Raw genomic sequence first — 25375 nt, forward strand, 5'->3', positions numbered from 1 at the left:
TCTACCCGTGCACCGGTGAGGGGGCCGCCGAACTGGCGGTCACCGCCACTCCTGGCACGGGGCATGAGCCTACGAGTCCGCAGCTCACGGCAGGAATGCATGCCTGTTGCGCATTGCCGGAAGATCGTTGCGTACTTCGGGCCGCGAACAGGGAAACGTTGCGCGGACGGGAAACACCGCGCGAACGGCGCCTTACACCGCGCCGGACTCCTGCCCGGATTCCTGCCCGGATTCCTGCCCGGCCTCCCGCACCGACTCCTGCCCCCCTGCCCCGCGCCGGCTCCCCGGGCGACCCCGCGGAAGCCGCCCCGGACTGCGGCTGCGTCTCCAGCACCGTCAGCAGCTCCGCGGACACGGGAAGCGCGCGCTCCAGCACCTCGCGGCGCTCCGGACCGAGCTCCTCCAGGGCGCGGCGGAGGGCACAGGTGCTCACCCGGTCATAGCGGCCGAGCAGGTCCAGCGCCTTGGGGGAGGCGGCCAGCCGCACCGTCCGCGGATCGGTGGCGGACGGCGTCCGCTCCACCAGCCCGGACGCCGTCATCGCGCGGACCAGGTTGCTGACCGTGGAGGGCGCGATCCGCAGTCGTCCGGCGACCTCGCGCGGCGTGCAGGGTCCGTCCTCGGCCAGGCTGCGCAGCAGCTCGATCTGGGCCGACCGCACCGACTGAGACGGCGTGGGACCCTTTCCCCATGACGCCTCCGGTGACGAACCGACCTCTACCGGTACTCGTCTACGACGGTGACTGCGGCTTCTGCACCACCGCGGTGCGCTTCGGCGAACGGCACGTGCGGCCCCGGTGCGTGAGCGAGCCCTGGCAGTTCCTCGACCGCACCGAACTCGCCGCGCTGGGCATCACGCGCGAGCGCGCCGAACACGAGGTGCTGTGGGTGACGCCGACCGGAACGGTGTACGGCGGCGCCCAGGCCCTCGCGAAAGCCCTGCTCAGCGCGGGCGGCGCCTGGCCGGTGGCCGGCGCCGTACTGACCCTGCCGCCCTTTCGCTGGGCCGCCCACATGGGCTATCGCCTCGTCGCCGCCAACCGCCACCGCCTGCCGGGCGGTACGGCGGCGTGCGCCGTCACCCGATCCGGCGACCCTGGTGAGGGCCCGGTTAGTTGATGGACTGGATCTCCTGGACCGTTACGTCCTGCTGGCCGCCGAACTCGCCGGTGGGCAGCTCGTTCTCGCCGGCGCCGTCACTGCCTTCCCACGACGCCTTCCACGTCAGCGTGGAGCTCAAGGTGTACGTCCCGCCGCCCTGGGTCGCCCGCAGATACGTCACCCCGCACGGCGGCGCCTTCTTCCCGCTCCCCTTCTTGTAAGGGGAACCAATGCTGCCGTCACCCTTGATCGCGCACTCACCGGACTCCGGGTGCACCGTCGCGTTCTCCGTCCCCGGGTCCAGCTTGAGGGAATCGGGCGTCACCGTCGTCCGCGCCCAGATCTCCTCACCCCCGCCGAGATCCACGGACGCCTTCACCGACAGCGGCCTGTACCGCCCCTTGTCCAGCCACACCCAGGTGGGCAGATTGACCGTCTGCTTGTCCTTCGGATTCAACTCCACACGCGTCTCGGGCACCGTGATCTGCGCATACGCCAACTTCGAGAGGATCTCCGGGCTGATCGCATTCTCCACGTCATCCGGCCGCTCACCGTTCTTCACCCAGAACGGCAACCTCGTACACGACTCCCGCTTCGCCGCGTCCTTCTCATTCGGATTCGGCACCGCCGCCCAGAACTTCCCCTCACCCTGCTTCTTCAGGTTGAAGTCCTTGTACTCGCCCTCCGAGTACATGTGCCGGATGTCCTGGTCCGTCTCCTGCTTGAGACGACCGTTGTTGGGAGCTCGCCCGGTCAACGAGTACGGCGACGCGTCAACCTTCTCCTTGAGCTCCTTCGGCGTATACGTGGGCGCGTACCAACACGGCGGCGGCGACCAGTCCCCCACCGGCACGGACAGATTGCCACCCCCACCCTTGTTCCCGCCAGAACCGTTTCCGGAGTACGTCACCTCTCTACTGCCGCCGGCTCCGGTTTCGGCCTTTCCATCCTTGAAGCCACCAAAGGTGGACCCTCGGCTCTTGTCATCCGCACTGGCGGCAGCAGCAGGGACGACGGCAGCAGTCAGGCAGAAGCCAGCAACGAGTACTCGCCTCAGAGTCAGCCCGTACATTTCTTCTTACCTTCCCCCACGAATCGGAAAGTTCGCGCCTTCCACACCTGCCCAGCCTTGTCAGGCTTCTGCATCACCAACGAAAGACGCAGGTAACTCTCCTCACTCTCCTCGGTGCGCAGCACCTTTCCAGTCTTGATCTCCTTACTGAAGGAATCCTTTTGATTCAGGCAGAAGGAGACCTCAACGAGCCGCCCGTCCACGACATCGCCGATCTGTTCGTGTGAGAAGCGCTCGGTCCCCGTGACCGTGTAGCCGTTCTTCACGTCAGCTTTGATTTTCTTGCTCGCGGCTTCTTCTGCTGTCTGCAATGGCACCACGTGCTGTGCCAGCACCGGGTCTTTGGGATCCTGCTTCACCGTGCCGTGATCCATCGCCCTCATATAGTCCGCGGCTCCATCCAAGGCGGCGGCCTTGTCGGGGTCGGAGGGCTGGTCCCAGTCGAAGACGAGCTTCACGTCATCGGGCAGTTCGATGTCGCTGGTGCGGAAGTCGGGCTCCTTCTGCTGGGCGCCCTCATTCTTCTTCGGGCTCGGGGACTTGTCCTTCGAAGAATCCGCGCCCTCGATCTTGTCGCTCTGCGAGTCGCCGTCTTCGCCCCCGCCGCACCCGGCGAGAAGCAGCGCGGCGGCAGCGGTGGCGGCGGCCAACGAGACGGCGGGGCGGGTGAGGTGCACAGCTGGCTCCCTGTTGCATCAGGTGACTGTCGTGCACCTGACGGTAGCAGCGGCGCCAACTCCCCACCCAGCGACTTCAGGAGCGGAAAAGTGGAAGAGAGCCGTCCGAAGAATGGGCTTCCGAGGCCCCCGCCGGAACAAGCCGGAACAAGGGGAGGGGCGGGGCGGCAGCGTCGCTGCCGCCCCTGGCGGACGGCCGAAGACAAAACCGCCGCTTCGCCCGTACGGAGTACGGGCGAAGCGGCGGTTCGCGGTACGCGCGTGACGCGTGTGCGCGGGGGGCGCGGAGCGAGAACGCGTGGGCGGGCTACTTCTTGTCGCCGCCCTTGCCGTCCTTGCCGTTCTTGTCCCCGCCGGGACCCATCGTCTCGTAGATCTCCTTGCACATCGGGCAGACCGGGTACTTCTTCGGGTCGCGACCCGGGACCCAGACCTTCCCGCAGAGCGCGACGACGGGCGTCCCGTCCATCGCGCTCGCCATGATCTTGTCCTTCTGGACATAGTGGGCGAACCGCTCGTGATCGCCATCACCGTGCGACGTCTGCGGGGTCGGTTCGACGAGTGTGCCGGTGCCCGCCCCGCGCTCGGGCTCAAGAGTGCTCATGCAGTCCAAGGGTACTCATGCGACCGGAACACGTCAGGCACGGGCCGTGGCCCGCGTCACCCGTCGGGAGCCTTGCGCGGACCCGTGTTCGGCTCCGCTTCCTGGCTCCCCCGGTGACGTCTCCGCGACCTCGGGGGACGGCCCTCCGGCCGGCCCCGGTCGGTACGGGCCTCAGTTCAGCGACGGGTCGTCCGGGTACGTCGCCACCAGCGCCAACTCGCTGCGCTGCCTGCGCAGTACGGAGCGCCACAGCCGCTCGGGGGCCGGGGACGAGACATCGCCGGGCTCCGACTCGACCACGTACCACGCGCCCTCCGAGAGCTCCTTCTCCAGCTGTCCCGGGCCCCAGCCCGCGTATCCGGCGAAGATCCGCAGCGAGCCGAGCTCGGCGGCGAGCAGTTCGGGCGGGGCCTCCAGGTCGACGAGGCCGATGGCGCCGTGCACCCGCCGCCAGCCGAGGGGGCCGTCCGTGTCCAGGACGGTGTCGGTGTCGGTGCCGGCGTCGAGGCCGGGACCGGGGCCGGCGTCGGCCTCGGGGCCGATTCCGGCGGCGGCTCCGGGGTCCGCCTCGGCGGTGTCGGCGCCCTCCGTATCGCCACCGGAAGCGCTCTCACCTGCGGTCTCCGGCCGACCGGTGGCGCTGCCGCGCCCGGTGGCGGGGCCACCGCGCCCGGTGGCGTTCTCTGCCGGGCCACGCGGGGCGTCCGGCCGGTCCACCGGCCGTCCGCCGGGCTCTTCGGCCTGCTTGCCCGGGGGCGGCGCGCTGTCCGCCGTCGGGGCTCTCTTCTCGTCCGATGCGGCGCCCGTACCGCCGTCGACCGCGCGGCCGGGGCCGCCGTCGGTGCGGTCGCCTCTGCCGGAGGGGACCACGGCGACGCCCAGTGCGGCGTCCAGCGAGACGGGGCCGCCCTGGAAGACGACGCCGGGCTCGCCGGTGAGCGCGGCCCACGGCTCCAGGATGTCGCTGACGTCCACCGGGGTGGGACGGTTGAGGACCACGCCCAGTGAGCCCTCCTCGTCATGGTCGAGGAGGAGCACCACCGCGCGGTCGAAGTTCGGATCGGCCAGCACCGGTGTGGCGACGAGCAGTCGTCCGGTGAGCGAGGACACCTCGGTCATACGGCAATGATCCCGCACCTGCGCCGTTTGCGGGACCCAATGGCCGGATCGGGGCCCCCACCGGACCGTCCCACGCCTCAGCCCTGCCTCATCCGCGCCCCATCGCACCCCGCCCGTACCTCGTCCGCACCCCCACCCTGACGCCGCACACCGTTGCGCGGCACGACAGCCACCGGTTTCGCAGTACGTCAGGTAACGGGCAAATCACCCTACGTGTTATTGCTGACCTGTGACAGTCCCCTGCCCCCCTCGGACTTGGGTCCGCACCGGACGAGGCCATTACGCTTGCCTGTTGTCCCATCCCGTCTCGCGGAATCGCGGAGATCCATGACCGACAGCCCAGCCGACGTACTCCTCGTCCACGGTGGCGCCCCGCTCGAGGGCGAGCTCCGTGTCCGGGGTGCGAAGAACCTCGTTCCCAAGGCCATGGTCGCCGCGCTGCTGGGCAGTGAGCCGAGCCGACTGCGCAACGTGCCTGACATCCGGGATGTCCGGGTCGTCCGTGGGCTGCTCCAGCTGCACGGTGTGACGGTCCGCACCGGGGACGAGTCCGGCGAGCTGGTGCTCGACCCCTCCCACGTGGAGAGCGCCAACGTCGCGGACATCGACGCGCACGCGGGCTCCTCCCGCATCCCGATCCTGTTCTGCGGTCCGCTGCTGCACCGGCTGGGGCACGCCTTCATCCCGGGTCTGGGCGGCTGCGACATCGGCGGTCGTCCGGTGGACTTCCACTTCGACGTGCTGCGCAAGTTCGGCGCGACGATCGAGAAGCGCGCCGACGGGCAGTACCTGGAGGCCCCGCAGCGGCTGCGGGGCACCAAGATCCGGCTGCCGTACCCGTCGGTCGGCTCCACGGAACAGGTGCTGCTGACGGCGGTGCTGGCGGACGGTGTCACCGAGCTGTCGAACGCGGCGGTCGAGCCGGAGATCGAGGACCTGATCTGCGTGCTGCAGAAGATGGGCGCGATCATCTCGATGGACACGGACCGGACCATCCGGATCACGGGCGTCGACAAGCTGGGGGGCTACACGCACCGCGCGCTGTCCGACCGGCTGGAGGCGGCCTCCTGGGCGAGCGCGGCACTGGCGACCGAGGGCAGCGTGTTCGTGCGCGGTGCCGAGCAGAAGTCGATGATCGCCTTCCTCAACACCTTCCGGAAGGTGGGCGGCGCCTTCGAGATCGGTGACGAGGGCATCCGCTTCTGGCACCCGGGCGGCCCGCTGAACGCCATCGCGCTGGAGACGGACGTCCACCCCGGCTTCCAGACGGACTGGCAGCAGCCGCTGGTGGTGGCGCTGACCCAGGCGTCGGGGCTGTCGATCGTGCACGAGACGGTGTACGAGTCGCGCCTGGGCTTCACCTCGGCGCTCAACCAGATGGGCGCGCACATCCAGCTGTACCGCGAGTGCCTGGGCGGGATGCCGTGCCGCTTCGGCCAGCGCAACTTCCTGCACTCGGCGGTGGTTTCCGGGCCGACGAAGCTCCAGGGCAGCGACCTTGTCATTCCGGACCTGCGCGGCGGCTTCTCGTATCTGATCGCCGCGCTGGCCGCGCAGGGCACCTCGAGGGTGCACGGCATCGACCTGATCAACCGGGGCTACGAGAACTTTCAGCAGAAGCTGGTCGAGCTGGGCGCCAAGGTCGAACGCCCCTAGGCGATTTCGACTGTTCGGCGGTTTCGGCTGTTCCCGGCCGGCCGGTTCAGCGGCTGTTCCGGCCCGCCCGCCGGCCGGTTCGGCGGCTGTTCCGCACGCACAAAGCCCCCGGCGCACCGGTCGTCACCGGTGTGGGTGCCGGGGGCTTCGGCATGCCGGGCCGGGTCCCGGTGGGCGGGGCCGTCAGCCCGCCGTCACCGGGTAGTGGTCCGACAGGTTGTCGTAGGTGTACTCCTTGCCCCAGCTGGAGACCGTCCAGGGCTCGGTCTGCTCCTTGACCACGTGGTTCGTCCAGCTGTCGGGGCGTACGTGTCCGCTGCGGTGCAGGACGTGGTCGAGGTCCTCGCTCGGGGCTTGCGGGTAGCGGTCGGCGGCGATGGAGTTCTCCCGCGTGTCGAAGGAGTGGGGGTGGCCCGTGCGTGCGTCGGCGGGTACGACTCCGGCGTCGGACAGCATCGAGGCGTACTCGTCGCCGTACCGGTCGACGTTCAGGTCCCCGGCCACCATGACCTGTTCGTCGGCCGGGATGTGCTTGGCGTCCAGGAAGGCGTCGATCGCCTTGAACTGCTTCGCGCGGGTGGCTCTGCCACCGCCGTTCTCGCCTTCGGCGCACGCGGAGTCGGTGGCCTGGGTGTGGGTTCCCACGACGTGCACCCGGGTGCCGTTCACGTCCAGCACCGCGTAGACGAAGCCCTTGTTGGAGAACTTGTCGGAACCGCACGCGTCCGCGTACACGTACTGCTCCCGGTGCACGATGGGCCACTTGCTGAGCAGGGTGACTCCGCCGTCCTCGGGGGTGGTGCCCGAGTACGCGCCCTCCGTGGCGTCCCAGCCGCTCTTGCTGCGGCCCACCACCGGTGTCTGGTACGGGTAGCTGTCGGCGGCGTGCTGCTTCAGCGCGTCGGACGAGGAGTTGTCGAACGCTTCTTGGAGGACGACCACGTCCTTGCCCTGGAAGAAGTCCGCCTCGGGGATGGTCCGCGCGCGATGGTCCTGACCCCAGTTGGGGTAGAGGGTCTTGCTGAACAGGAAGGTGTTGTAGGTGAGCACCTGCAGCCGGGGGGTGTCCCCGGGCTGCTGCTGAGCCGCTGCTGTCGCGGCTCCCGCCGGGGCGGCCCCGAGCAGAGCGGCGGTGGCGGCCAGGGCGGTTGCCGCGGCGGCGGCGCCGAGTACGGTGCGTCGGTCGGTGGTCACGCGGCCTCCTCCACCAGCACGGGCTTCTCGTGCGGGGTGAGGGTGCAGCGTGCGCCCGGTGTGAGGGTCTCGGCTTCCCAGCTGGGCAGGTCGGCCTTGGCCTCGGCGCCCGAGTCGGTGGTCAGCAGGAGGCGGGTGGTGCCGCCGAGGAAGGTGGCGACCCGGACGGTCGCCGCCTCGCCGTCCGTGTCGGTACCGGCGCGCACTTTCAGTCCCTCGGGGCGCAGGAGTACCTCCACCGTTCGCCCGGCGCCGGGACACTCCCCGTGCACCGGCAGCCGGCGTCCCAGCACTTCGACGGTGCCGCCGTCGCGTACGACGCCGGGGAGGCGGTTCATCGTGCCGACGAACTCGGCGACGAAGGGCGTCGTCGGCCGTTCGTACAGCTCGTTCGGCGCGGCGCACTGCTCCAGCCGGCCGTCCTTCATCACGGCGACGCGGTCGGCCATAGACAGTGCCTCTTCCTGGTCGTGGGTGACGAAGACGGTGGTGATGCCCAGCTCCAGCTGGAGGCGGCGGATCTCCTCGCGCAGCTGGAGCCGCACCTTGGCGTCGAGCGCGGACAGCGGCTCGTCCAGCAGCAGCATCCGGGGCCGGATGGCGAGCGCGCGGGCGAGGGCGACACGTTGCTGCTGACCGCCGGAGAGCTGGTGCGGGTAGTGCTTGCCGCGCCCCGGCAGCCCCACCAGCTCCAGCAACTCCTCGGCGCGTGCGGCGCGCTCGGCCTTGGAGACCTTGCGTACGCGCAGCCCGTAGGCGACGTTCTCGGCGGCCGTCATGGTGGGGAAGAGGCTGTAGGACTGGAAGACCATGCCGATGTCGCGCCGGTTGGCGGGTACGGCGGTCACGTCCTCGTCGCCGATGAGCAGTTCGCCCGTGTCCGCGGTCTCGAATCCGGCGATGATGCGCAGGGCCGTGGTCTTGCCGCAGCCGGACGGGCCGAGCAGGGCGACGAGTTCGCCGGGGGCGATGTCCAGGTCGAGTCCGTCGAGCGCGGTCGTGGCGCCGAAGGCGCGCCGCAGCCCGCGCAGCCGCAGGCCGACGCCGCCCGCGCCGGGCGGGGCCGGTGTCGCCTGCTGCACGGTGGTGGCGGTGGTGGTCATACGGTCGTTCTCCTCCGGTTGCCGGTCCGGTTCCGGTCGCGGCCGCGGTTGCGGTTGCGCCCGCCGGCGAGGTTGGTGAGCAGGAGCAGCAGGCCCCAGGTGATGAGCAGGCTGAGCATGGCGGCGGCGACGGACAGCTGGGCCTCGTACTCGCCGACGTGCACCATCCACACGGAGAACGGTTCGAACCCGAGCACGTTCGCCACGGTGAACTCGCCCAGCACCATGGCCAGACTGAGCACCGCGCCGCTGACGATGGCGGGCCGCAGGTTGGGCACCACGACGCGGCACAGTGTGGTCGGCCGCGAGGCGCCGAGGCTGCGTGAGGCTTCCACCAGCGTCTTCAGGTCGACGGCGCGCAGCCCCCCGTCCAGCGAACGGTAGAGGAACGGCAGCGACATGACGGTGTAGACGAGGACGAGGACGAGCGGGAAGTTCTTGTCGTGCAGCGCCTGGAAGGTGCCCCACAGCGGGGTGGTCCGCAGGTCGTCCTCCCAGGAGAGCACGGTGCTGACCCCGGCCACGAGCGCGATCGGCGGCATGATGAGCGGCACCATGCACAGCACTTCGACCACCCGGCGCAGCTTGGGCAGCCGCAGGGTGACGACGACCATGGTGGGCACCATCAGCAGCAGGCCGAGTGCCACGGTCGCCAGGCCGAGCCGTACCGACAGGCCGAGGCTGGTGGCCATGCCGCCGTCGCGCAGGCCCTTGGCGTACGCGCCGAAGGTGAGCCCCTTGCCGGGGTCGTCGACGGTGAACCACAGCGAGGCGGCGACGGGGACGAGGAAGTAGAGCGCGGCCAGCAGCAGGACGAGGACGCTGCCGTACGGGCGGCTGCGCAGCGGGCGACCGTACGGGCGGGGAGTCGCGGTGCGGGTGCGGGGAGTGGCGGTCATCCCAGCCATCGGTTGCTCCGTCGTTGCAGCGGGATCTGTACGGCCATCACGAGCAGCGCGATCACCACCATGTTGAGGCTCATGGCGAGCGCCAGGTTCTCCTGGCCGACCAGTACGTTGCCGGACAGGGCGTTGGCGATCTGGATGGTGATCAGCGGTACCGAACTGCCGGTCATCACGGCGGCGGTGGCATGCGAGGCGAAGGCGGTGCCGAACATCAGCACGGCGCCGCCCAGCAGCGAGGGCATCAGCACCGGCAGCCCCACGTGCCGCCAGAACTGTGCCTTGGTCGCCCCACAGGACGCGGCGGCCTCCCGCCACTGCGTACGCACACCGTCCAGCGCGGGCAGGATGGTGACGACCATCAGCGGCACCATGAAGTAGAGGTAGGCCAGCACCAGTCCGGTGAAGGTGTAGAGGCTGAACCCGGTGCTCTTGAGGTGCAGCAGCCGGGTGACGGTGCCGGTGGTGCCGAGGGTGGCGATGAAGGCGAAGGCCAGCGGGGCGCCGCTGAAGTTGGCGAAGACACCGGAGGCCGAGATGACGGCCTTGCGCAGGGCGCTGTTGCCCGCGCCCAGCAGCGCCTGGCCGATGACGGTGCCCAGGACGGTGGCCAGCACCGCGCTGAGCAGCGAGAGTTTCACACTGCCCGCCAGCCCGGTGGCGTAGGCGCCGGACAGCGAGTGCCGCATGTTGTCCAGGCTGTAGTGGCTGGCGCCGGTGGACGGGTCGACGACGGTGAACGCGTTGTAGGCCAGGGTGCAGGCGGGCAGCCCGAAGCAGACGGCCATGAAGGCGAAGAACGGTACGACGGCGGGCCAGCGCCACCGGCGCGCACCGCCGCCGCGCGCGTGGCGCTTCGCCGGGTTCGTGGGCGAGGGTGCCGGCGGCCGCTCCGCGTCGGCGGCGCCGCTTCGAGCCGGGGCGGGGGTCGTCGCAGCCATCAGCTGACCGCCGCGCCCCAGCCCTGGCTGATGGCCTTCTGCGCCTTGGCCTCCTGTGCGGGGGTGGGGAACTTCGGCGCGCCGTCGACCTCGGGGAGCTTGGCGGCGGCCTTCTTGTCGACGGTGCCGTCCTTGGTCATCTTCTCCAGCAGCGCGGGCCGCGAGTAGCCCTTGAGCCAGATGTTCTGGCCCTCGGGGCTGTAGAGGAACTCCAGCCACAGCCGTGCCGCGGCCGGGTGCGGGGCGTACTTGTTGACGCCCTGGTTGTAGTACTGCGAGTACTGGCCGTCCTCGGGGACGTTGACCTGCCAGTCGACGCCCTTGGACTTGAGCTCCTCGCCGTAGCCGAGGTTGAGGTAGTCCCAGTCGATGGAGATGGGCGTCTCGCCCTTCTGGATGGTGGCCTTGGTGGACTCGACGGGCACGTAGTTGCCGGCCTTCTTCAGCTTCTTGAAGAAGTCGAGGCCGGGCTGGACGTCGTCGAAGCCGCCGCCGTTGGCGAGCGAGGCGGCGATGACGGAGGAGAAGGCCGAGGAGGACTCGTTGGGGTTGCCGTTGAGGGCGACCTTGTTCCTGTACTGCGGCTTCAGCAGGTCCTTGAAGCTCTTCGGGCACTCCTTGACGGCCTTGGCGTCGCAGCCGATGGAGATGTAGCCGCCGTAGTTGTTCATGAAGGAGCCGTCGGGCTGCTTCTGCGACTTCGGTATCGCCTCCCAGCCCTTGACCTTGTAGGGCGCCAGCAGCTTCTTGGCCTTGGCCTGCTGCATGAAGGCGGTGCCCAGGTCGAGGGCGTCGACGGCGCGGTCCTGGCCCTTGCGCTTGGCCGCGGCGTTCAGCGCGCCCTGGCTGCTGCCGCCGGGGTCCTCGTTGTGGACCTCGATGCCGTACTTCTTCTCGAAGGCCTTGATCATCTGGCCGTAGTTGGCCCAGGTGGGGGCGAGTGCGTAGACGTTCAGCTCGCCCTCCTTCTTCGCCGCCTCCACCAGCTTGTCCATACCGCCCAGGTCCGCGGCCGAGCGCGCCTTGGCGGCCTTGCTGTCGGAGCCCTGCGCCGGTGCGGAACCGCAACCGGTGGCGACGGCGGAGAGGGTGACGGCCGCTGCCGCGGCGGCCAACAGGCGGCTCCGGCGGCGGCTCCTACGGCTGTGATGGTCTGCCTTCACGTGTCTACTCCTGGGGTTCGCGCCCGTCACCTGTATGGACAAGCTCGATTCATTGAGCCAGGGCAAGCTAACAGCACCCACCCCTCGGCGCAAAGCCCATACCTCCATCAAATCCCCAGCTCAAAGCGTTATTTGCCAACAGGTTTAGGCCTGCGAACAGCGGTTATACGCATCTGTCCCACCCATCGAATGTGCACACCACTGCGCACAGATGGCATGATCGGGCGAGCCCGCGCAGCCGTAAGCGCAGCACTTCGAGGAGCCGCCCCATGCCCGAGCCCGCCCGCCACGAGCGGATCGCCGACGAGCTGCGCCGCGCCATCGCCGACGGGCGTTATCCGGTCGGGGCCACCCTCCCCTCCGAGGCCGAACTCGCCACCGCGCACGGCGCCTCCCGGGGCACCGTGCGGCAGGCCGTCGCCGCGCTGCTCGCCGAGGGTCTGATCGGCTCCCGCCAGGGCGCCCGCCGCGTCGTCCTGTCCACGACCCCCAGCCAGAGCTTCACCGAGCTGCGCAGCTTCGCCCAGTGGGCCCGCGCGGGCGGCCGGACGGCGGGCGGACTGGTGGTCGCCGCCGACTGGGAGACCGCCCGCGCCGAGGAGGCCGGACTGCTGCAGGTGCGGCACGGTTCGCCGGTGCTGCGGGTGCTGCGGGTACGCACGCTGGACGAGGAGCCCGTGCTGCTGGAGCGCACCGTCTACGCGGAGTGGATCGGCACCGCCGTCGAGGCGCTGCCGGCCGACTGCGAGTCGGTCACCCAGCGGCTCTACGACGACACCGGGCTGGTCTTCGCACACGGCGAGCACCACATCGACGCGGTGGCGGCGGGCACCGCCGACGCCGAGCACCTGGGGGTGCGCCGGGGCAGCCCGCTGCTGCGCGTGCGCCGGACGACCACCACGGCCGACGGCCGCCCGGTGGAGACCTCGGACGACCGCTACCGCCCCGGCTCCGTCGTCTTCACCGTCCGCAACTCCACCCAGACCAACCCGCTGGCACGCACCCGCGCGTGAACAGCCACCGTCCCGGCAGCATCCACCCACCGACGAAAGTGCGAGCCCGCATTGCCCACTCCCCCGCCCCGCCCCGCCGCCTCGACCGGCACCCGGCCGCAAGGCGCCCCCTCGATGCCCGCGGCCCTGCTCTGCGACATGGACGGCACCCTCGTCGACACCGAGCGTGACTGGCTCGCCTCCCTCGCCGACCTGCTGGCCGAGCACGGAGCACCCGCCGACGAGGCCGCCCTCGCACCCTTCGCGGGGCTGCCGCTGGACGGCGCGGCCCAGCTGGTCGCGCGCCGCACCGGGCTGGCCGCCGGGAACGCCCAGGCGCGACTGGACGCGTCCTTCACGGCACGGGTGCGAGCCGGGGTGACGGTGCAGCCCGGAGCGCTGGCGCTGCTCGACGACGCCCGGCTGCTGGGCGTTCCTGTGGCTCTTGTCACGGCGTCCGAGCGGCCGATCGCCGATCTGGTGCTGGCCACTCTGGGGCCGCACCGCTTCACCTGCTCGGTCGCCCACGGTGAAACGCCGCGGGGCAAGCCGCATCCGGACCCGTATCTGGCCGCCGCCGACCGGCTGGGCGTCCCCGCGGCGGCGTGCCTGGCCCTGGAGGACACCCCCACCGGCGCCGCCTCGGCACGCGCCGCGGGCTGCCGGGTGATCGCCGTGCCCACCGTGGACGGCATCGAGGAGGCCCCTGGCACCCTCCTGCTGGCCTCGCTGCGGGAGGTCGACCTGAAGGCGCTGCCGCTCTCCTTCGGCGCCCTCGGCGCCGACAGCGCCTAGCTTCGGCGACCGCGCCGGCAGCTCCCGGCTCCGGCGACCCCCGGCAGCGCCCGGCTTCGACCTCCGCGTACGCGCGAAAAGGGCGGCCCCCCTTGGGGGCCGCCCTTTGCTTCAGAGCTTCAGGTTCCTGAGCTTCGGATGTCCTGGGCTGCAGGTGGCCTGGGCTTCAGGTCTCCTGGGCTTACTTGCCCTTCGCCGCTTCCTTGAGCTTGGAGCCCGCCGAAACCTTGACGCTGTACCCGGCCGGGATCTGGATCGGGTCGCCGGTCTGCGGGTTGCGCGCGCTGCGCGCCGCCCGGTGGGTGCGCTCGAAGGTGAGGAAGCCGGGGATGGTGACCTTCTCGTCGCCCTTGGCGACGACCTCGCCGACGGTCTCGGCGAACGCCGACAGGATCGCGTCGGCGTCCTTACGGGTCACCTCGGCACGCTCGGACAGAGCGGCCACCAGCTCACTGCGGTTCATAATTCGTACTCCCGTGTTCTTCTTGCCGATGAGGCGTGCCACGCGGCAGAGCCGCATATCAGACACAGCGAAGCCGATGCTGCCAGGGCCCTCCGACAGTCCCCGGACCCGGGTCCGCCTTCGGGCCCGCGCGCCCCGTGGGGATATCCCCTGGACAAGGTCCGGATCGGGGTCTCCCCCTCGGACCAAGTCCTTGGGGATGCATCCTGCCCCTACCTGCGGCGGTAAAGCCAATCCGGCGTCATCCGGCGTCCTCGCGCGGTGCTGCCCGCAACACTAGAGGGCCCGCCCGAGTGAACCCCCACCCGACTCGCCGACAGCGCCCTGCCGACGCCCCCGGCGCCGGGGCAGCTCACGCCTGGGCGGGCTCCTTGGCGGCCTTGCCCTCGCCCTCGGCGAGGGCGGCGTTGCGGACGGCTCCGGCGACGGCGCCGGAGACCTTCTCGTTGAAGACGCTGGGGATGATGTAGTTCGGGTTGAGCTCGTCCTCGCCGACCACATCGGCGAGCGCCCGCGCGGCGGCCAGCATCATCGCGTCGTCCACGGTGCGTGACTGCGCGTCCAGGAGGCCGCGGAAGACGCCGGGGAAGACGAGCACGTTGTTGATCTGGTTCGGGAAGTCGGAGCGCCCGGTGGCCACCACCGACGCCGACTCGCGGGCCGCGGCCGGATCGACCTCGGGGTCCGGGTTGGCGAGCGCGAACACGATGGCGCCCTCCGCCATCTTGGCGATGTCGCTGCCGTCCAGGACGTTGGGCGCGGAGACGCCGATGAAGACATCGGCTCCGACCACGACCTCCTTGAGGGTGCCGGTGTGGCCCTCGGGGTTGGTGTTGTCGGCGACCCAGCGCATCGGCGAGCCCTCCTCGGCGTCCGCGAGGTCCTTGCGGCCCGCGTGGACGACACCGTGGATGTCGGCGACGACGGCGTGCTTGACGCCGGCCTCCAGCAGCAGCTTCAGGATGGCCGTACCGGCGGCGCCGGCCCCCGACATCACGACGCGCACGTCCTCGATGCGCTTGTCCACGACGCGCAGCGCGTTGTAGAGCGCGGCGAGCACGACGATGGCGGTTCCGTGCTGGTCGTCGTGGAAGACGGGGATGTCGACGGCCTCCCGCAGCCGCGCCTCGATCTCGAAGCAGCGGGGCGCGGAGATGTCCTCCAGATTGATACCGGCGAAGCCGGGCGCCAGCGCCTTGACGACCTCCACGATGGTGTCGGTGTCCTGGGTGTCCAGGCAGATCGGCCAGGCGTCGATCCCGGCGAAGCGCTTGAAGAGGGCCGCCTTGCCCTCCATGACGGGCAGCGCCGCCTGCGGGCCGATGTTGCCCAGGCCCAGCACGGCGGAGCCGTCGGTGACGACGGCGACGCTGTTCCGCTTGATCGTCAGACGGCGCGCGTCCTCGGGGTGTTCGGCGATCTGCGTGCACACGCGGGCCACGCCGGGGGTGTAGATCATCGACAGGTCGTCGCGATTGCGAATGGGGTGTTTGGCGGACATCTCGATCTTGCCGCCGAGGTGCATCAGGAAGGTCCGGTCCGAGACCTTGCCGATGGTGACGCCTTCGACGGTGCGCAGCTGGGCCACGATCTCGTCGGCGTGCGCCGTGGAGCTGGCCGCGATCGTCACGTCGATCCGCAGTCTCTCGTGGCCCGACGCCGTCACGTCGAGGCCCGTCACCGAGCCGCCAGACGACTCCACGACCGTGGTGAGCTGACTGACCGCCGTCCCGCCAGCGGGGACCTCCAGGCGGACCGTCATCGAGTAGGAGACGCTTGGCGCCATTGCCGACTTCCCTCTGCTTTCCCTTGTCACGTTGTGCACGTGCGCGCGCGTGGCCGCAGTTCTTGCGGCCCACAACGCGCCACGTCAACCGATCGTCCCACCTACCCCCCGGTACGTGGTAACGCGCCCGCACTTTCGGAAAGCGTATTCCACTATCCGAGAGATTGTCACCCCATAAGAAAACGGCCTCAATTCCCCTGAAACAGCACGAAAGCGACTTAAGATCGCCCCGCACACTGCCTCTGCATCACAGGAGACCCGCAACATGGCTCAGGGCACGGTCAAGTGGTTCAACGCCGAGAAGGGCTACGGCTTCATCGCACAGGAAGGCGGCGGGCCGGACGTCTTCGTGCACTACAGCTCGATCGACAGTGAGGGATACCGCAGCCTGGAAGACGCACAGCGCGTCGAATTCGAGATCACCCAGGGCCGCAAGGGCCCGCAGGCCGACGGCGTCCGCGTGGTCGGCTGACCCCGCCGACACCCCGGACCGCACAGTGAAAAAGAGGGCTCCCATCGGCTTCGACGGGAGCCCTCTCATGACGTGTAAGTGACACCGACCCGCCAGCTCGCCTCGCGGCAAGTGGGCGCTCGAAGCGCCTATGGTTGGGCCCGGGGGCATGGATCGGGCCGGTGCCACACCCAGGCTAACAAACGCCCCGCGCCCCTGATTCCCCGTTGCCGGACCCCCGTTGCCGGACCGTTTTCGAGGCCTCTTCGCCCCGTCGGTCCCCGCGGTCCCGCCCGTCGGTCCTCTCGGTCCCGCTCGGTCGCGATCAGTCCCGCAGCAGGTCGGGAACGCCCTCGGCGTCGGGGAGGTCGGCGGGAGCACTCAGCACCTGCAGTCGCTGCGTCGCCCGCGTCAGGGCGACGTACAGCACCCGCAGCCCGGCCGGCGACTCGTCCGCGATCTCCGCGGGCGAGACGACGAGCGCCGCGTCGTACTCCAGACCCTTGGCCTCCAGGCTGCCGAGCGCCACGACCCGCTCCCCCAGTCCCGCGAGCCACTCGCGCACCTCCTCCCGCCGCCGCATGGCCACCACCACGCCCACCGTCCCCTCGACCTCCGCCAGGAGCCGGGCGGCGCTCTCCCGCACCGAGGCGCCCAGGTCGTCGCCCGCCACGGTGAATCCGGGCTCGACGCCGGTGGAGCGAACCGCGCGGGGCGGCGCGACGCCGGGCATGGCCAGCGCGAGCACCCGGTCGGCGAGAACGGCCAACTCGGCCGGGTTGCGGTAGTTGACCGTCAACTCGAAGCGGCGCCGGGGCCGCTTCCCGAGCGCCTCGTCCCGTGCCGCCGCGGCCTCGTCGGGGTCGGTCCAGGAGGACTGCGCGGGGTCGCCGACGACGGTCCAGGTGGCGTGCCGGCCGCGTCGGCCGACCATGCGCCACTGCATGGGCGTCAGATCCTGCGCCTCGTCGACGATGACGTGCGCGTACTCCGTACGTTCCTGCGGGTGCCGCTCGGCCACCCGCTCCCGCCGTCCCGCGCCGTCCCGGTCCGCGGCAGTGGTCAGCTCCTCCAACCCGGTGAGCTGGTCCAACGGGTCCACTTCCCGCTTCTTCGGGCGCGCGGGCGCACCCAGCAGGGTGCGCAGCTCGTCCAGGAGCGCGATGTCGTGCACCGACAGCGGGCCCTCGCCCTGCGGGGTGAGGCGCGCGGCGAGGGCGCGCGCCAGCGTGCGGGCCTCACCGGGCCGCAGCACGCGCCGCGACCAGCGCGCCAGCCGCCCCTCGTCCGCCATGGCGCCCAGCACCTGGCGCGGGGTGAGCTCCGGCCACCACGCGTCGAGAAAGATACGGAAGTCGTCCTCGCCCGCGATGTCCTCGTCGAACCCCTGCCGGGCCTCGGCGGCCAGTTCCTCGTCGTCGTACCGGCGACGCGCCCCGGCCTTCTCCCACAGCGCGTCCAGCAGCAGCTTCCGCGCCCGGGGACGCATCAGGTTGACCGGCGCCGTACCGCCGAGAACCTGCTGCCGTACGGCTGCCAGCTCATCCGCGTCCAGCTCCACACGGGCCCCGAAGGCGACCACCCGCAGCCGCTGGGGCACCGGCGTACGCAACCCCAGCTCCAACACCCCACGGGCCGCCTTGCGCAGCACCTTCACCATCCGCACCGAGCCCTTGACGCGGGCGACGCTCTGTTCGTCGTACGTCGTCGCCTCCGCGCCCGTGGTCTCCTCGGCCAGCGAGCCGAGCGCCCGGATGGCCACCTGCCCCTCCTCCCCCAGCGAGGGCAGCACACCTTCGGTGTAGGAGACCAGCAGCGGGGTCGGCGAGACGATCAGGATTCCGCCCGCGTAGCGCCGCCGGTCCTGGTAGAGCAGATAGGCGGCACGGTGCAGGGCCACCGCGGTCTTCCCCGTCCCCGGCCCGCCCTCCACCTCGGTGACGGAGGCGGCGGGGGCGCGGACCACCTCGTCCTGCTCGGCCTGGATGGAGGCGACGATGTCCCGCATCGTATGGCTGCGGGCCTGCCCGAGCGCCGCCATCAACGCCCCGTCCCCGACCACGGCCAGCTCCTCCCCCGCCAGCCGGGCCTTCAGCTCGGGACGCAGCAGATCGTCCTCGACGCTCAGCACCCGCCGCCCCTTGCTGCGGATGACCCGACGCCGCACGACCCGTCCGGGGGCCACCGGAGTGGAACGGTAGAAGGGCGCGGCAGCCGGGGCACGCCAGTCGATGACCAGCGGCGCGTAGTCGGCGTCCAGCACGCCGAGCCGCCCGATGTGCAGCGTCTCGGCGATATCGGCCAGCTGCTCGCCGCCCTCCTCCCGGACGGCCCCCTCCGCCGGCTCCACGGAGGTGTAGGCCCCGTCCGGTCCGCGCTCGCCCGTCCTGCCCTCCAGCAGATCGATCCGGCCGAAGAGGAAGTCCTCGAACTCGCTGTTGAGCCGATTGAGATGAACCCCGGCCCGGAAAACCTGGGCATCGCGCTCGGCGAGCGAGCCAGGTGTGCCCACCTGGGCGCGCTTGGAGGCGTCGTCCATGAGGAACTCCGCCTCATGGATCTTCTCCTCCAGCCTCCGGTACACCCGGTCGAGATGCTGTTGCTCCGCGTCGACCTCGCGGTCACGGATGGTCTCTGGCTCCGCTCTGTGCTGCGCGTTCAACGCGGCGGCCCCCTTCTGCGTTCCTTAGGGCAGCCGTCAACCGTACGCGATTCCACATCGCGGAGACGTGCGGACGGGGGGCCACTGCGCTGGTGCGGCGCCCTGGTGGCCCCTTGCGGAGGACCGGCGATGAGGCAATGGGTGCGGCTGCCCTTCACGCGAGGGCCCCACCCCCGAGAACGGCTGGGCTCCTCATCCAGCCCCTCAGGGGAGGGTCGGCTTCTCGCACCCGTGCAGCGCGGCCATGTCCGACCCGAACGCCTTCAGGAGGTCCCGCTCGAACGCGGGGCTCACCTCGAGGCGGTCCTCGTCGCCGTTACGCATGCTGGCGGCGGTGAACAACGCCGACGGTTGCCCCTCAGGGCACTTGGCACTGGCCCAGGCCCAACCGGAGCTCTGTTCGGACCGGCCCGCCTTCCCGTTCACCTCGCCCAGAACGCCGCTTGAAAATCGATAGCCCTGGGCGAGCGGGCCGCTCAAGGTCGACAACCGGTAGACCTTTTTCCCCTCGTCGTTGACAAGAAGACAGTCCTGAGTCGGAGCCTCCTCGACCGCTGCGGTACCAATAGCCCGCGTGATGCCCCACTTCTTGGCGGCCGGAGCAAGCTGCCGCATGCTGCGGCATGTCCCGGTCGCCTCGGACAGTGGTTCACGATGGCTTCTGAGCGGGTCGGCAGGCGCTTTGCGGAGTTCCTTGCCCAACTGGGCTCCACAATTCCACCGCTTGTCCGCTTCCTTACTCATAGAAGCAGCCGCCTGAGCCAGCCTGAGCCTCTCACCCTTACTTTCGGAGAAGTCGGTGTCCGTATCGGAAAACAATGACTTGATGTTGAGCAGCAAGTAATCCTGTTGCCCGGAGCCGCATTCGAGCATTACGGTGGCATGTGCGATACCTGGGCTCTCCAAAGTAAAAGTCCCTGGCCACTTCGCACCCAAGGGAGAAGAAATATCCCCGATAAACAAGTTGTCATGCAAGGTCTGATCGAGAACCCGAGAGGAGAATTCAGAGGACCCTACCGAAAATGTCACGTACCGTGACCGATCTTTTGCTCTGGCGCCGCATTCCACTGGCAACCCGCTGCTTCTTGACAGGCCGTCATCATCGACTCGGAATCTCTTGATTTCCCCGTCACCGATGGCTGCACGAGCAGTTTCTTCCCGTACAACACCTTTGCATAGCGCCTTGAATTCTTCGCCTTTTGTCTCCCGAGCCACCAGCACCGCCCCGGCCATGACGCAGCAGAAGGCAATGAAGGACACCATCACATATTTGCGCTGCAACGCTCGCCTCCGCCTCACTACTTCAGATATTGGGACGCATCCCGGCGTGCGTCATTGCGCTGCCCCATCGCTTCTCGAGCCGTCAAATTAGTCACGCTGGGGTCGTCTTCACTGTGCCCGGAAGACGTGGCCCAGCGGTTCACCATATTGCGGATTTGGAAGTCCGAGGAAAGCCACAGATCCGTATTTTCTTCATTGAGCGCTTTTCTTACGGCCGCACTTTCCTCGTTCGCATCCTCCCAGGCCCACGTATCGACGAATCGCTGCAACGGGTCTCCCCGGCCGCCTCCCACCGGAGTCACAAGCCCACCGATGACATGGTATTTGATTTTTGCCTTCCATTGAATTTTGTCCAGCTCATCATTGGCCTCGTCGCCAACGATATCTTCCTTGATCGCCTCCATGGCACCCATTCCAGCACCGGCACGCCGCATTTGGTCAATAACATCCTCGTGCTCCGGAGTCAAACCATCAGGCAGTTTGGCTATACCCTGTTGGATTTGCGCGCGCTCCGCGTCGTAAATCTTTGAATAGGCATCAGGAGATTCCGAAGCCCCTCTCATGACACGGATGAGTTTCTCCGGGCTGGCGGATAGTTGGGCATCCCCCTCAGAACCGCTCACAGAGGGATCGTCCCGGACGTTATCTGCACTGTACAAACTTCTGTGAGTGTCAGGCGCATAATCAGCCAATGCATTTGCCATGGGTTCCTGCAAGTTAGGGTGAATGGCTCCTCCCCCTTGACCAGGATCCAGGAATTCGATCGCTCGGTTCATAACCCTGGCTTCTGCCTTCGTATGTGTAGCATCCAGACGGGCTGGCTCTTTGATGTCCTGCGGCTGCTCGCCTGTGGCCGCTGCCTCCAACGCATGCGCAAGCCCTTGCCGCGAGTGACTGGTCTCTTGGTCCGGGTCGCTCCCGTCCGGGCTTACCGGACCCCCGTCGACGGTCTTCCAGTTCCGGTCGTTCAGCAAGTACGCAAGATTGTCATTCTTGCCCTTTTCGCCCGGCTCGCCAGGGTCAAGGTACTCCGTCGCCACATCGGGTTGCCTTGACATGACGTCAAGAATCCCGTCATAGGGGTCATTGGCAAAGTGTGCGTACTTCTTTCCGTCGAAATTCCCTTGCAGATCCCAGACATCCGGGTCACCGTTCTTGTCCTCGTCCTCAGCAACGCGGATAGAATCAGCCGTATCGGTCAGGAACTGTTTGCCATAGTCATCGTCGCCGCGTTGCATCAGGGAGACAAGGCTTTGGTAGCCACGGACCGGCCCAGGGCCCGGGGCATCCCCAGGGTCCTGGGCCACCAGCTTCATGTCATATTTTTTCAGGCCGACATCTCGCATTTTGGCCTGGAACTCTTTGTAGAAAGCCGTATTCGGCTCTTTGGTGGCGGACGCGAGGTTCACGGCAAGACCTTTGTCCAGTGACAGGAAGGTCTTCTTCCGGTCCGTGTCATCTGCGTAGGCCAGGTCGTCGAGTCGATTGTGGGTCTTGATGAGGCCTTCCGGGCCTCCGATGGAGTTGATCAATGTACGGCTGAAAACAGGGTCGTCATCGAGCCCCCGGGCCAGGATGCCGGCCTCACGCAGCTCTTCGGGCGACGGGTTTTTACCGTCCCTGATGTCCTTGTAGGTCTCAGCGGCGCGCTTCGCGCTTTTCTTCACCGCTTCGTCACCGATGGCACCGTTGAACCCGTTGGGCAAGCCCCTCTCCGGCTCCTTCGGGTCGGCCATGAAGATTTCCTTCAAGGCTGCGTCTGCCTCTTGCGTTTCCCTGACAGCTTTCTTTATCGCCTTATTCCAATTTTCCTCTGCCATCGCCCGGGCCTGCTTGTCCTCGCGGTACTCATCAGCGACCTTCTTGCCCTTCTTCGCCTCGACCTTCTCGAGGTTCATCGTGCAGCGGCCTCTGGAGTCGACGTCCAGGCCCTCGTCCTGAGCATCGTCGCGAACGGCTTCCACGGCCTTCTTGCGGGCGGTCAGAGTGGCGTGCGCCAGCCTCAGCAGAGCAGCCACGCCGTGTGCCTCGCCCTTGGCCTGGTCGTACTCCTCGGCTGTCTTCCGCCCCCACTGTCCGAACTTGTGCGCCGCCTTGCCCTGCCAGCTATCGGCATCCACAGCTGCCCGAACGTGATCCCTGTAGTGGCCGCCCAGAGTTCCGAACCTTTTGCCCATCGTCTCCCAGGACTTGGCGGCCGTCTCCAGGTCACCGAGATCCGAGTTGATGATGTCCTCGTAAGAAATCGCCATGCCGCTGCCACCCCCCTCAAAACTTGTCAAGCCCGCTCTTGGGTCGAAGTCCGGGCGCCGTCGAGTCGATTCCCGGGGCCGCCGAGTTGATGCGGTTATTGGTGTCGATGTCGGTATTGTTGAGGACCTTGTTGACATCCAACAGGGCCTCACGCTCGTGGGACAGGCTCCGGGTGAGGTGCTTGTGGTGCTTACGCCAGACCGTCAGGCGGTGACGTATGCCGGTCCACACCTCCCAACCGTGGAGCTTCCCGCTTCCCGTCGGGCTCTGCGGGTTTCCTGTGAGGGTCTCGGTGTCTCCGTCGGCTTTCGAGCCCGCCTTGTGTGTCTCCGGGCCCAAGGTCTCCGCGATGTAGCGTGCCGCAGCCCTCTTCTGCGACTCCGAGTTGACCAAGTCGGAGTTCTGCGGCAGATGTCCACCCGGTTTTGTTCCCGGGGTGGGATTCTTGTCCGGTGTTGCGTCGCCCCCCATGGCTCCGCTCTCCCCCTCCTCCTGAATGCGGACGGCCTGTTGCCTTTCCGGGCACAACCGGCTCGACGCCCCTCTTGGTCCGCCCCCGCAGTGGGGCCGGCCTGTTGTGCGACCGTCCGAAAGCGTTCCCCAAAGCTAACAGGCACTATTACCGAACGCTACTGCGGCGAGCGGAGAGTGAGGGATATCCCGGGCCAGGTATCCCCGAACAAGGAGCGCAGCGCCCTTTGCGGGCGCGGCCGTTGGAGTTCGGTGGAGCGCAGCAGCGCAGTACTGTCCGTTGGCGTCTCGATCTGCAGCCGATGTAATCCGAGCCCGGTGTGATCGGCCGGCACGTGGGCGGCCTTCGGCTCGGTCGGAGTTCTCCCCGCCGTCGGAAGCTCGACCTCGCACCGGTCCCTGATCCCCAGGCCGTCCCCCGGAGGGCTCCTAGCCCGGCAGGTGCGTCAGGAAGGTGGTGAGGTGGGTGTTGTAGGAGGCGGGTTCTTCCATGTTGGGGTAGTGGGCCGCGTGGGCGACGGTGGTGGAGTGGCCGTCGCGGACGGTGCTGGTCAGGCGGCGGGCCATGGCGAGGTGGTCGGGCGAGTCGAGGGCTCCGTCGATGGCCAGCACCGGGACGTCGATGCCGGCGGCGCGCTTCCAGGTGTCCGGGACGGGCACGTGGTGGTCCGGTTCGTCGGCGGTGTGCTTGGAGACGGTGTGCAGCGCCATCTCCCGCAGCGACCGCAGTACGTCCTGGCGGACGTCTTCGGGTGCCCGGTGCGGGCCCACCGCGAAGCGCAGGTGGGCTTCGACCCAGCCCTCGACGTCGCCGGTGGCCAGCGCCCGCTGCTGTTCGGCCAGTACCTCCAGGCTCCACGGGTCCTCGAAGGTGGGCTCGCTGGTTCCGCCTCCGGTGATCACCACCGCGCGGACGAGCCGGGGGTGTTCGAGTGCGGTGTCGACGGCCGTGGCACCGCCCATCGAGACGCCGGCCAGTACGGCCGGAGCGGTGTCGAGGTGGTGCAGCAGTGCGGCCAGGTCGTCGGTGTGCCGGAACGGCGTCGCCGCGTTCGAGGAGGCGCCGTGTCCCCGCGCGTCCGGTGCGATGACGCGGTGGTGCCGAGCGAAGGCCGCTATCTGTTGCTCCCACATGCCGTGGTCGAGGTAACCGCCGTGGAGCAGTACCAGGGTGGGGCCGCTTCCCTCGTCGCGGTAGGCCAGGGAGCCGTGCGGCATCCGGAGAAAGTGGGTCCGGAAGGAAGGGGTTCGGGGTCGTTCGCCACGATCCGTCATGACAACCAAGATGTCATTCACTCACCAAAGTTGGCAACCAAGGTGTCATCCTGGAGCGGTGACCGACCACGACGCACCACCGAAGACCCCCCTCCCTCCGGACGAACTCGCCACCCGGCTCGCCGAGGTGTACGCGCTGGTGGGCCCGCTCTACCGGCGGGCACACCGCAGGGTGGAACAACTCGCCCCCACCGAAGGACTCTCCGTCGGGGTACGTGCCGTCCTGGACCTGTTGCGCGAGAAGGGCCCCATGACGGTGCCGCAGATGGGCCGCGCCCAGGCGTTGAGCCGGCAGTTCGTCCAGCGGATGGTCAACGACGCGGCGGAACGGGGACTGGCCGAGGCCACCCCCAACCCCGCCCATCGGCGCTCTCCCCTCATCCGCCTGACGCCCGCGGGCGAGGCCGCGATGACCGCTCTCCACGCCCGCGAACGCAGCCTCCTGAGTCAGGTGGCCGACGATCTGACAGAAGCCGAGCTGAACGCCTGCGTGAAAGTCCTCTCCCGCATGCTCGACGGGCTGGCCGACGTGGACGTCGACCAGGGCCTGTCCGGCTGATCCTGCCGGACAGGCCCCGCTCCCGGGGGACACCCCAGGGGACACCCGTGGGACTCAGCGTTTGAGCGTGAAGGTGAAGTCGCCGGACAGCTTTCCGCTCAGCCGGACCGCCGATACGAGACGCCCCTCGGCGATCAGTCTCTCGACCTCGGCTCGCGACAAGCCGAAACCTTCAGCGATCAGCCGCACCGGTCGGACAGGTATCCGCGCCGCGAAACGGACCGCGACATCGATCGCCTCGTCCTCCAGCCGAGCCGATCCGCCGGTGTGGAGACGCCAGGCGCTGTCCCAGTCGAGGGCGACGCGGTTGCGGCGCCGCATGGCCGGGTCCTGGAGCAGCTCGGCTGCCAGATCGGGGTCGTTGTGGTGCAGCCGGTCCAGCAGCTCGGACCGTATGGAGCGCACGTTCACTCGTTCCAGGACGGTGAGCTTGGTGGTCCCCCCGCACACGGTGCACAGCGCGAGGAGCCAGACGTCGAGGAGCTTGTGGTGTGCGTTGACGCGGAATCTGCCGGTCGCCCGGAAGCGCGCGGAGGCGCATACGTGGCAGCGGCGGAGAATGACAGGCAGGCAGATGGGCACGACCACCCAGTTTTCGGGCACGAAAGTACACCGGTTCCAGTGAGAAGTCCGCAGCAAGAAGCAGCGCGGCGCACATACGCGACGCGCGACCAATCAGCACTCGGGAGATCTCACTGGATGTACAACGGCACGTCCTCGGCCAGGCGACAGGAGCGGGAGCACGCTAGCGGCACACCCGAGCGCGGATCCACCGGTTTTCGGGCGAGGCGGGCCGCTTTGGCTCGCCATGGGGTCGAGGGAGCCCTGCCTGGGCCGAGCGGAGCGGCACCCGCA

24 protein-coding genes and 1 pseudogene are annotated in these 25375 nt (G+C 68.8%); 6 read left to right on the forward strand and 19 right to left on the reverse strand.

Going from position 1 to position 25375, the window contains the following annotated elements; translation table 11 throughout:
* Position 1 precedes the first annotated feature (1 nt).
* Complete coding sequence (locus KBY19_RS04755) at positions 2–661, reverse strand: MarR family winged helix-turn-helix transcriptional regulator (protein ID WP_210965216.1); 660 nt, start codon at positions 659–661, stop codon at positions 2–4.
* Between the two features lie 29 nt (positions 662–690).
* On the opposite strand from KBY19_RS04755, the gene KBY19_RS04760 reads away from it, so the two are divergent.
* On the forward strand, positions 691–1119 hold the full coding sequence (locus KBY19_RS04760; protein ID WP_185016967.1) for a thiol-disulfide oxidoreductase DCC family protein: 429 nt from the start codon (positions 691–693) through the stop codon (positions 1117–1119).
* Here the strand turns inward: KBY19_RS04760 and KBY19_RS04765 are convergent.
* From KBY19_RS04765 to KBY19_RS36225, 5 genes and pseudogenes are all read right to left on the reverse strand, one after another.
* Positions 1112–1954: a hypothetical protein gene (locus KBY19_RS04765; protein WP_307843435.1), complete on the reverse strand. Its 843-nt coding sequence runs from the start codon at positions 1952–1954 to the stop codon at positions 1112–1114. The two genes, KBY19_RS04760 and KBY19_RS04765, sit on opposite strands and share 8 nt — an antisense overlap.
* Positions 1955–2160: 206 nt before the next feature.
* Positions 2161–2850, reverse strand: a complete 690-nt coding sequence (locus KBY19_RS04770; protein ID WP_210965217.1) for a hypothetical protein — start codon at positions 2848–2850, stop codon at positions 2161–2163.
* Positions 2851–3157: 307 nt separating this feature from the next.
* Positions 3158–3454 (reverse strand): DUF3039 domain-containing protein, encoded by a 297-nt coding sequence (locus tag KBY19_RS04775; protein WP_099881383.1) that lies wholly within the window; start codon positions 3452–3454, stop codon positions 3158–3160.
* Between the two features lie 171 nt (positions 3455–3625).
* Positions 3626–4171 (reverse strand): YqgE/AlgH family protein, encoded by a 546-nt coding sequence (locus KBY19_RS37445; RefSeq protein ID WP_307843438.1) that lies wholly within the window; start codon positions 4169–4171, stop codon positions 3626–3628.
* Positions 4172–4315: 144 nt separating this feature from the next.
* Positions 4316–4573 (reverse strand): annotated as a pseudogene (locus KBY19_RS36225) (YqgE/AlgH family protein); the annotation flags it as partial.
* A gap of 327 nt (positions 4574–4900) precedes the next feature.
* Between KBY19_RS36225 and murA the strand changes: the two are divergent.
* The gene (gene murA / locus KBY19_RS04785) at positions 4901–6229 is read left to right on the forward strand and encodes a UDP-N-acetylglucosamine 1-carboxyvinyltransferase (protein WP_185016970.1); all 1329 of its coding nucleotides are present in this window, start codon (positions 4901–4903) and stop codon (positions 6227–6229) included.
* Positions 6230–6412: 183 nt separating this feature from the next.
* Here the strand turns inward: murA and sph are convergent, their stop codons facing one another.
* Genes sph through KBY19_RS04810 form a run of 5 tightly spaced genes read right to left on the reverse strand, consistent with a single transcriptional unit; the run spans position 6413 to position 11484 of the window.
* Positions 6413–7423 (reverse strand): sphingomyelin phosphodiesterase, encoded by a 1011-nt coding sequence (gene sph, locus KBY19_RS04790; RefSeq protein ID WP_099881388.1) that lies wholly within the window; start codon positions 7421–7423, stop codon positions 6413–6415.
* A complete protein-coding gene (locus KBY19_RS04795; RefSeq protein WP_210965218.1) occupies positions 7420–8526 on the reverse strand; it encodes an ABC transporter ATP-binding protein in 1107 nt (368 codons plus the stop codon). Before KBY19_RS04795 ends, sph begins: the two co-directional genes overlap by 4 nt.
* Positions 8523–9425: an ABC transporter permease gene (locus KBY19_RS04800; protein WP_247690612.1), complete on the reverse strand. Its 903-nt coding sequence runs from the start codon at positions 9423–9425 to the stop codon at positions 8523–8525. The genes KBY19_RS04795 and KBY19_RS04800 overlap by 4 nt, the downstream gene beginning before the upstream one ends.
* Entirely contained in the window at positions 9422–10369 is a 948-nt protein-coding gene (locus KBY19_RS04805) for an ABC transporter permease subunit (protein WP_099881392.1), read from the reverse strand. The genes KBY19_RS04800 and KBY19_RS04805 overlap by 4 nt, the downstream gene beginning before the upstream one ends.
* Positions 10369–11484, reverse strand: a complete 1116-nt coding sequence (locus tag KBY19_RS04810; RefSeq protein ID WP_185019411.1) for an ABC transporter substrate-binding protein — start codon at positions 11482–11484, stop codon at positions 10369–10371. Before KBY19_RS04810 ends, KBY19_RS04805 begins: the two co-directional genes overlap by 1 nt.
* Before the next feature lie 317 nt (positions 11485–11801).
* Between KBY19_RS04810 and KBY19_RS04815 the strand changes: the two genes are divergently transcribed.
* Both KBY19_RS04815 and KBY19_RS04820 read left to right on the forward strand, forming a co-directional pair.
* On the forward strand, positions 11802–12545 hold the full coding sequence (locus KBY19_RS04815) for a GntR family transcriptional regulator (RefSeq protein ID WP_185016972.1): 744 nt from the start codon (positions 11802–11804) through the stop codon (positions 12543–12545).
* Positions 12546–12659: 114 nt separating this feature from the next.
* Positions 12660–13319 carry an HAD family phosphatase gene (locus KBY19_RS04820; RefSeq protein WP_247690602.1) on the forward strand — a complete coding sequence of 220 codons (660 nt, stop codon included), beginning with the start codon at positions 12660–12662 and terminating at the stop codon, positions 13317–13319.
* A 181-nt stretch (positions 13320–13500) separates the two neighbouring features.
* Here KBY19_RS04820 and KBY19_RS04825 read toward each other — a convergent pair whose 3' ends face one another.
* Positions 13501–13782 (reverse strand): HU family DNA-binding protein, encoded by a 282-nt coding sequence (locus KBY19_RS04825; protein WP_099881396.1) that lies wholly within the window; start codon positions 13780–13782, stop codon positions 13501–13503.
* A 352-nt stretch (positions 13783–14134) separates the two neighbouring features.
* Positions 14135–15568 carry an NAD-dependent malic enzyme gene (locus KBY19_RS04830; protein WP_099881398.1) on the reverse strand — a complete coding sequence of 478 codons (1434 nt, stop codon included), beginning with the start codon at positions 15566–15568 and terminating at the stop codon, positions 14135–14137.
* A 265-nt stretch (positions 15569–15833) separates the two neighbouring features.
* On the opposite strand from KBY19_RS04830, the gene KBY19_RS04835 reads away from it, so the two are divergent.
* On the forward strand, positions 15834–16040 hold the full coding sequence (locus KBY19_RS04835; RefSeq protein ID WP_019354305.1) for a cold-shock protein: 207 nt from the start codon (positions 15834–15836) through the stop codon (positions 16038–16040).
* Between the two features lie 304 nt (positions 16041–16344).
* On the opposite strand, the gene KBY19_RS04840 is transcribed toward KBY19_RS04835, so the two are convergent.
* From KBY19_RS04840 to KBY19_RS04860, 5 genes are all read right to left on the reverse strand, one after another.
* The gene (locus tag KBY19_RS04840; RefSeq protein ID WP_210965219.1) at positions 16345–18681 is read right to left on the reverse strand and encodes a UvrD-helicase domain-containing protein; all 2337 of its coding nucleotides are present in this window, start codon (positions 18679–18681) and stop codon (positions 16345–16347) included.
* Positions 18682–18885: 204 nt separating this feature from the next.
* Positions 18886–19962 (reverse strand): hypothetical protein, encoded by a 1077-nt coding sequence (locus tag KBY19_RS04845; RefSeq protein WP_210957211.1) that lies wholly within the window; start codon positions 19960–19962, stop codon positions 18886–18888.
* 17 nt (positions 19963–19979) lie between these two features.
* Complete coding sequence (locus KBY19_RS04850) at positions 19980–22214, reverse strand: hypothetical protein (protein WP_210965220.1); 2235 nt, start codon at positions 22212–22214, stop codon at positions 19980–19982.
* A 16-nt stretch (positions 22215–22230) separates the two neighbouring features.
* Positions 22231–22686 (reverse strand): hypothetical protein, encoded by a 456-nt coding sequence (locus KBY19_RS04855; RefSeq protein ID WP_099881407.1) that lies wholly within the window; start codon positions 22684–22686, stop codon positions 22231–22233.
* A 429-nt stretch (positions 22687–23115) separates the two neighbouring features.
* Positions 23116–23904, reverse strand: a complete 789-nt coding sequence (locus KBY19_RS04860) for an alpha/beta fold hydrolase (protein ID WP_210965221.1) — start codon at positions 23902–23904, stop codon at positions 23116–23118.
* Between the two features lie 115 nt (positions 23905–24019).
* Here KBY19_RS04860 and KBY19_RS04865 point away from each other — a divergent pair, with 115 nt between their 5' ends.
* Positions 24020–24520: a MarR family winged helix-turn-helix transcriptional regulator gene (locus KBY19_RS04865; RefSeq protein WP_307843436.1), complete on the forward strand. Its 501-nt coding sequence runs from the start codon at positions 24020–24022 to the stop codon at positions 24518–24520.
* A 54-nt stretch (positions 24521–24574) separates the two neighbouring features.
* Here the strand turns inward: KBY19_RS04865 and KBY19_RS04870 are convergent, their stop codons facing one another.
* Positions 24575–25123 carry a DUF1062 domain-containing protein gene (locus KBY19_RS04870; RefSeq protein ID WP_210965222.1) on the reverse strand — a complete coding sequence of 183 codons (549 nt, stop codon included), beginning with the start codon at positions 25121–25123 and terminating at the stop codon, positions 24575–24577.
* Positions 25124–25375: the final 252 nt, after the last annotated feature.

The organism is Streptomyces sp. B15 (assembly GCF_018070605.1).
Taxonomy (GTDB): Bacteria; Actinomycetota; Actinomycetes; order Streptomycetales; family Streptomycetaceae; genus Streptomyces; species Streptomyces smyrnaeus.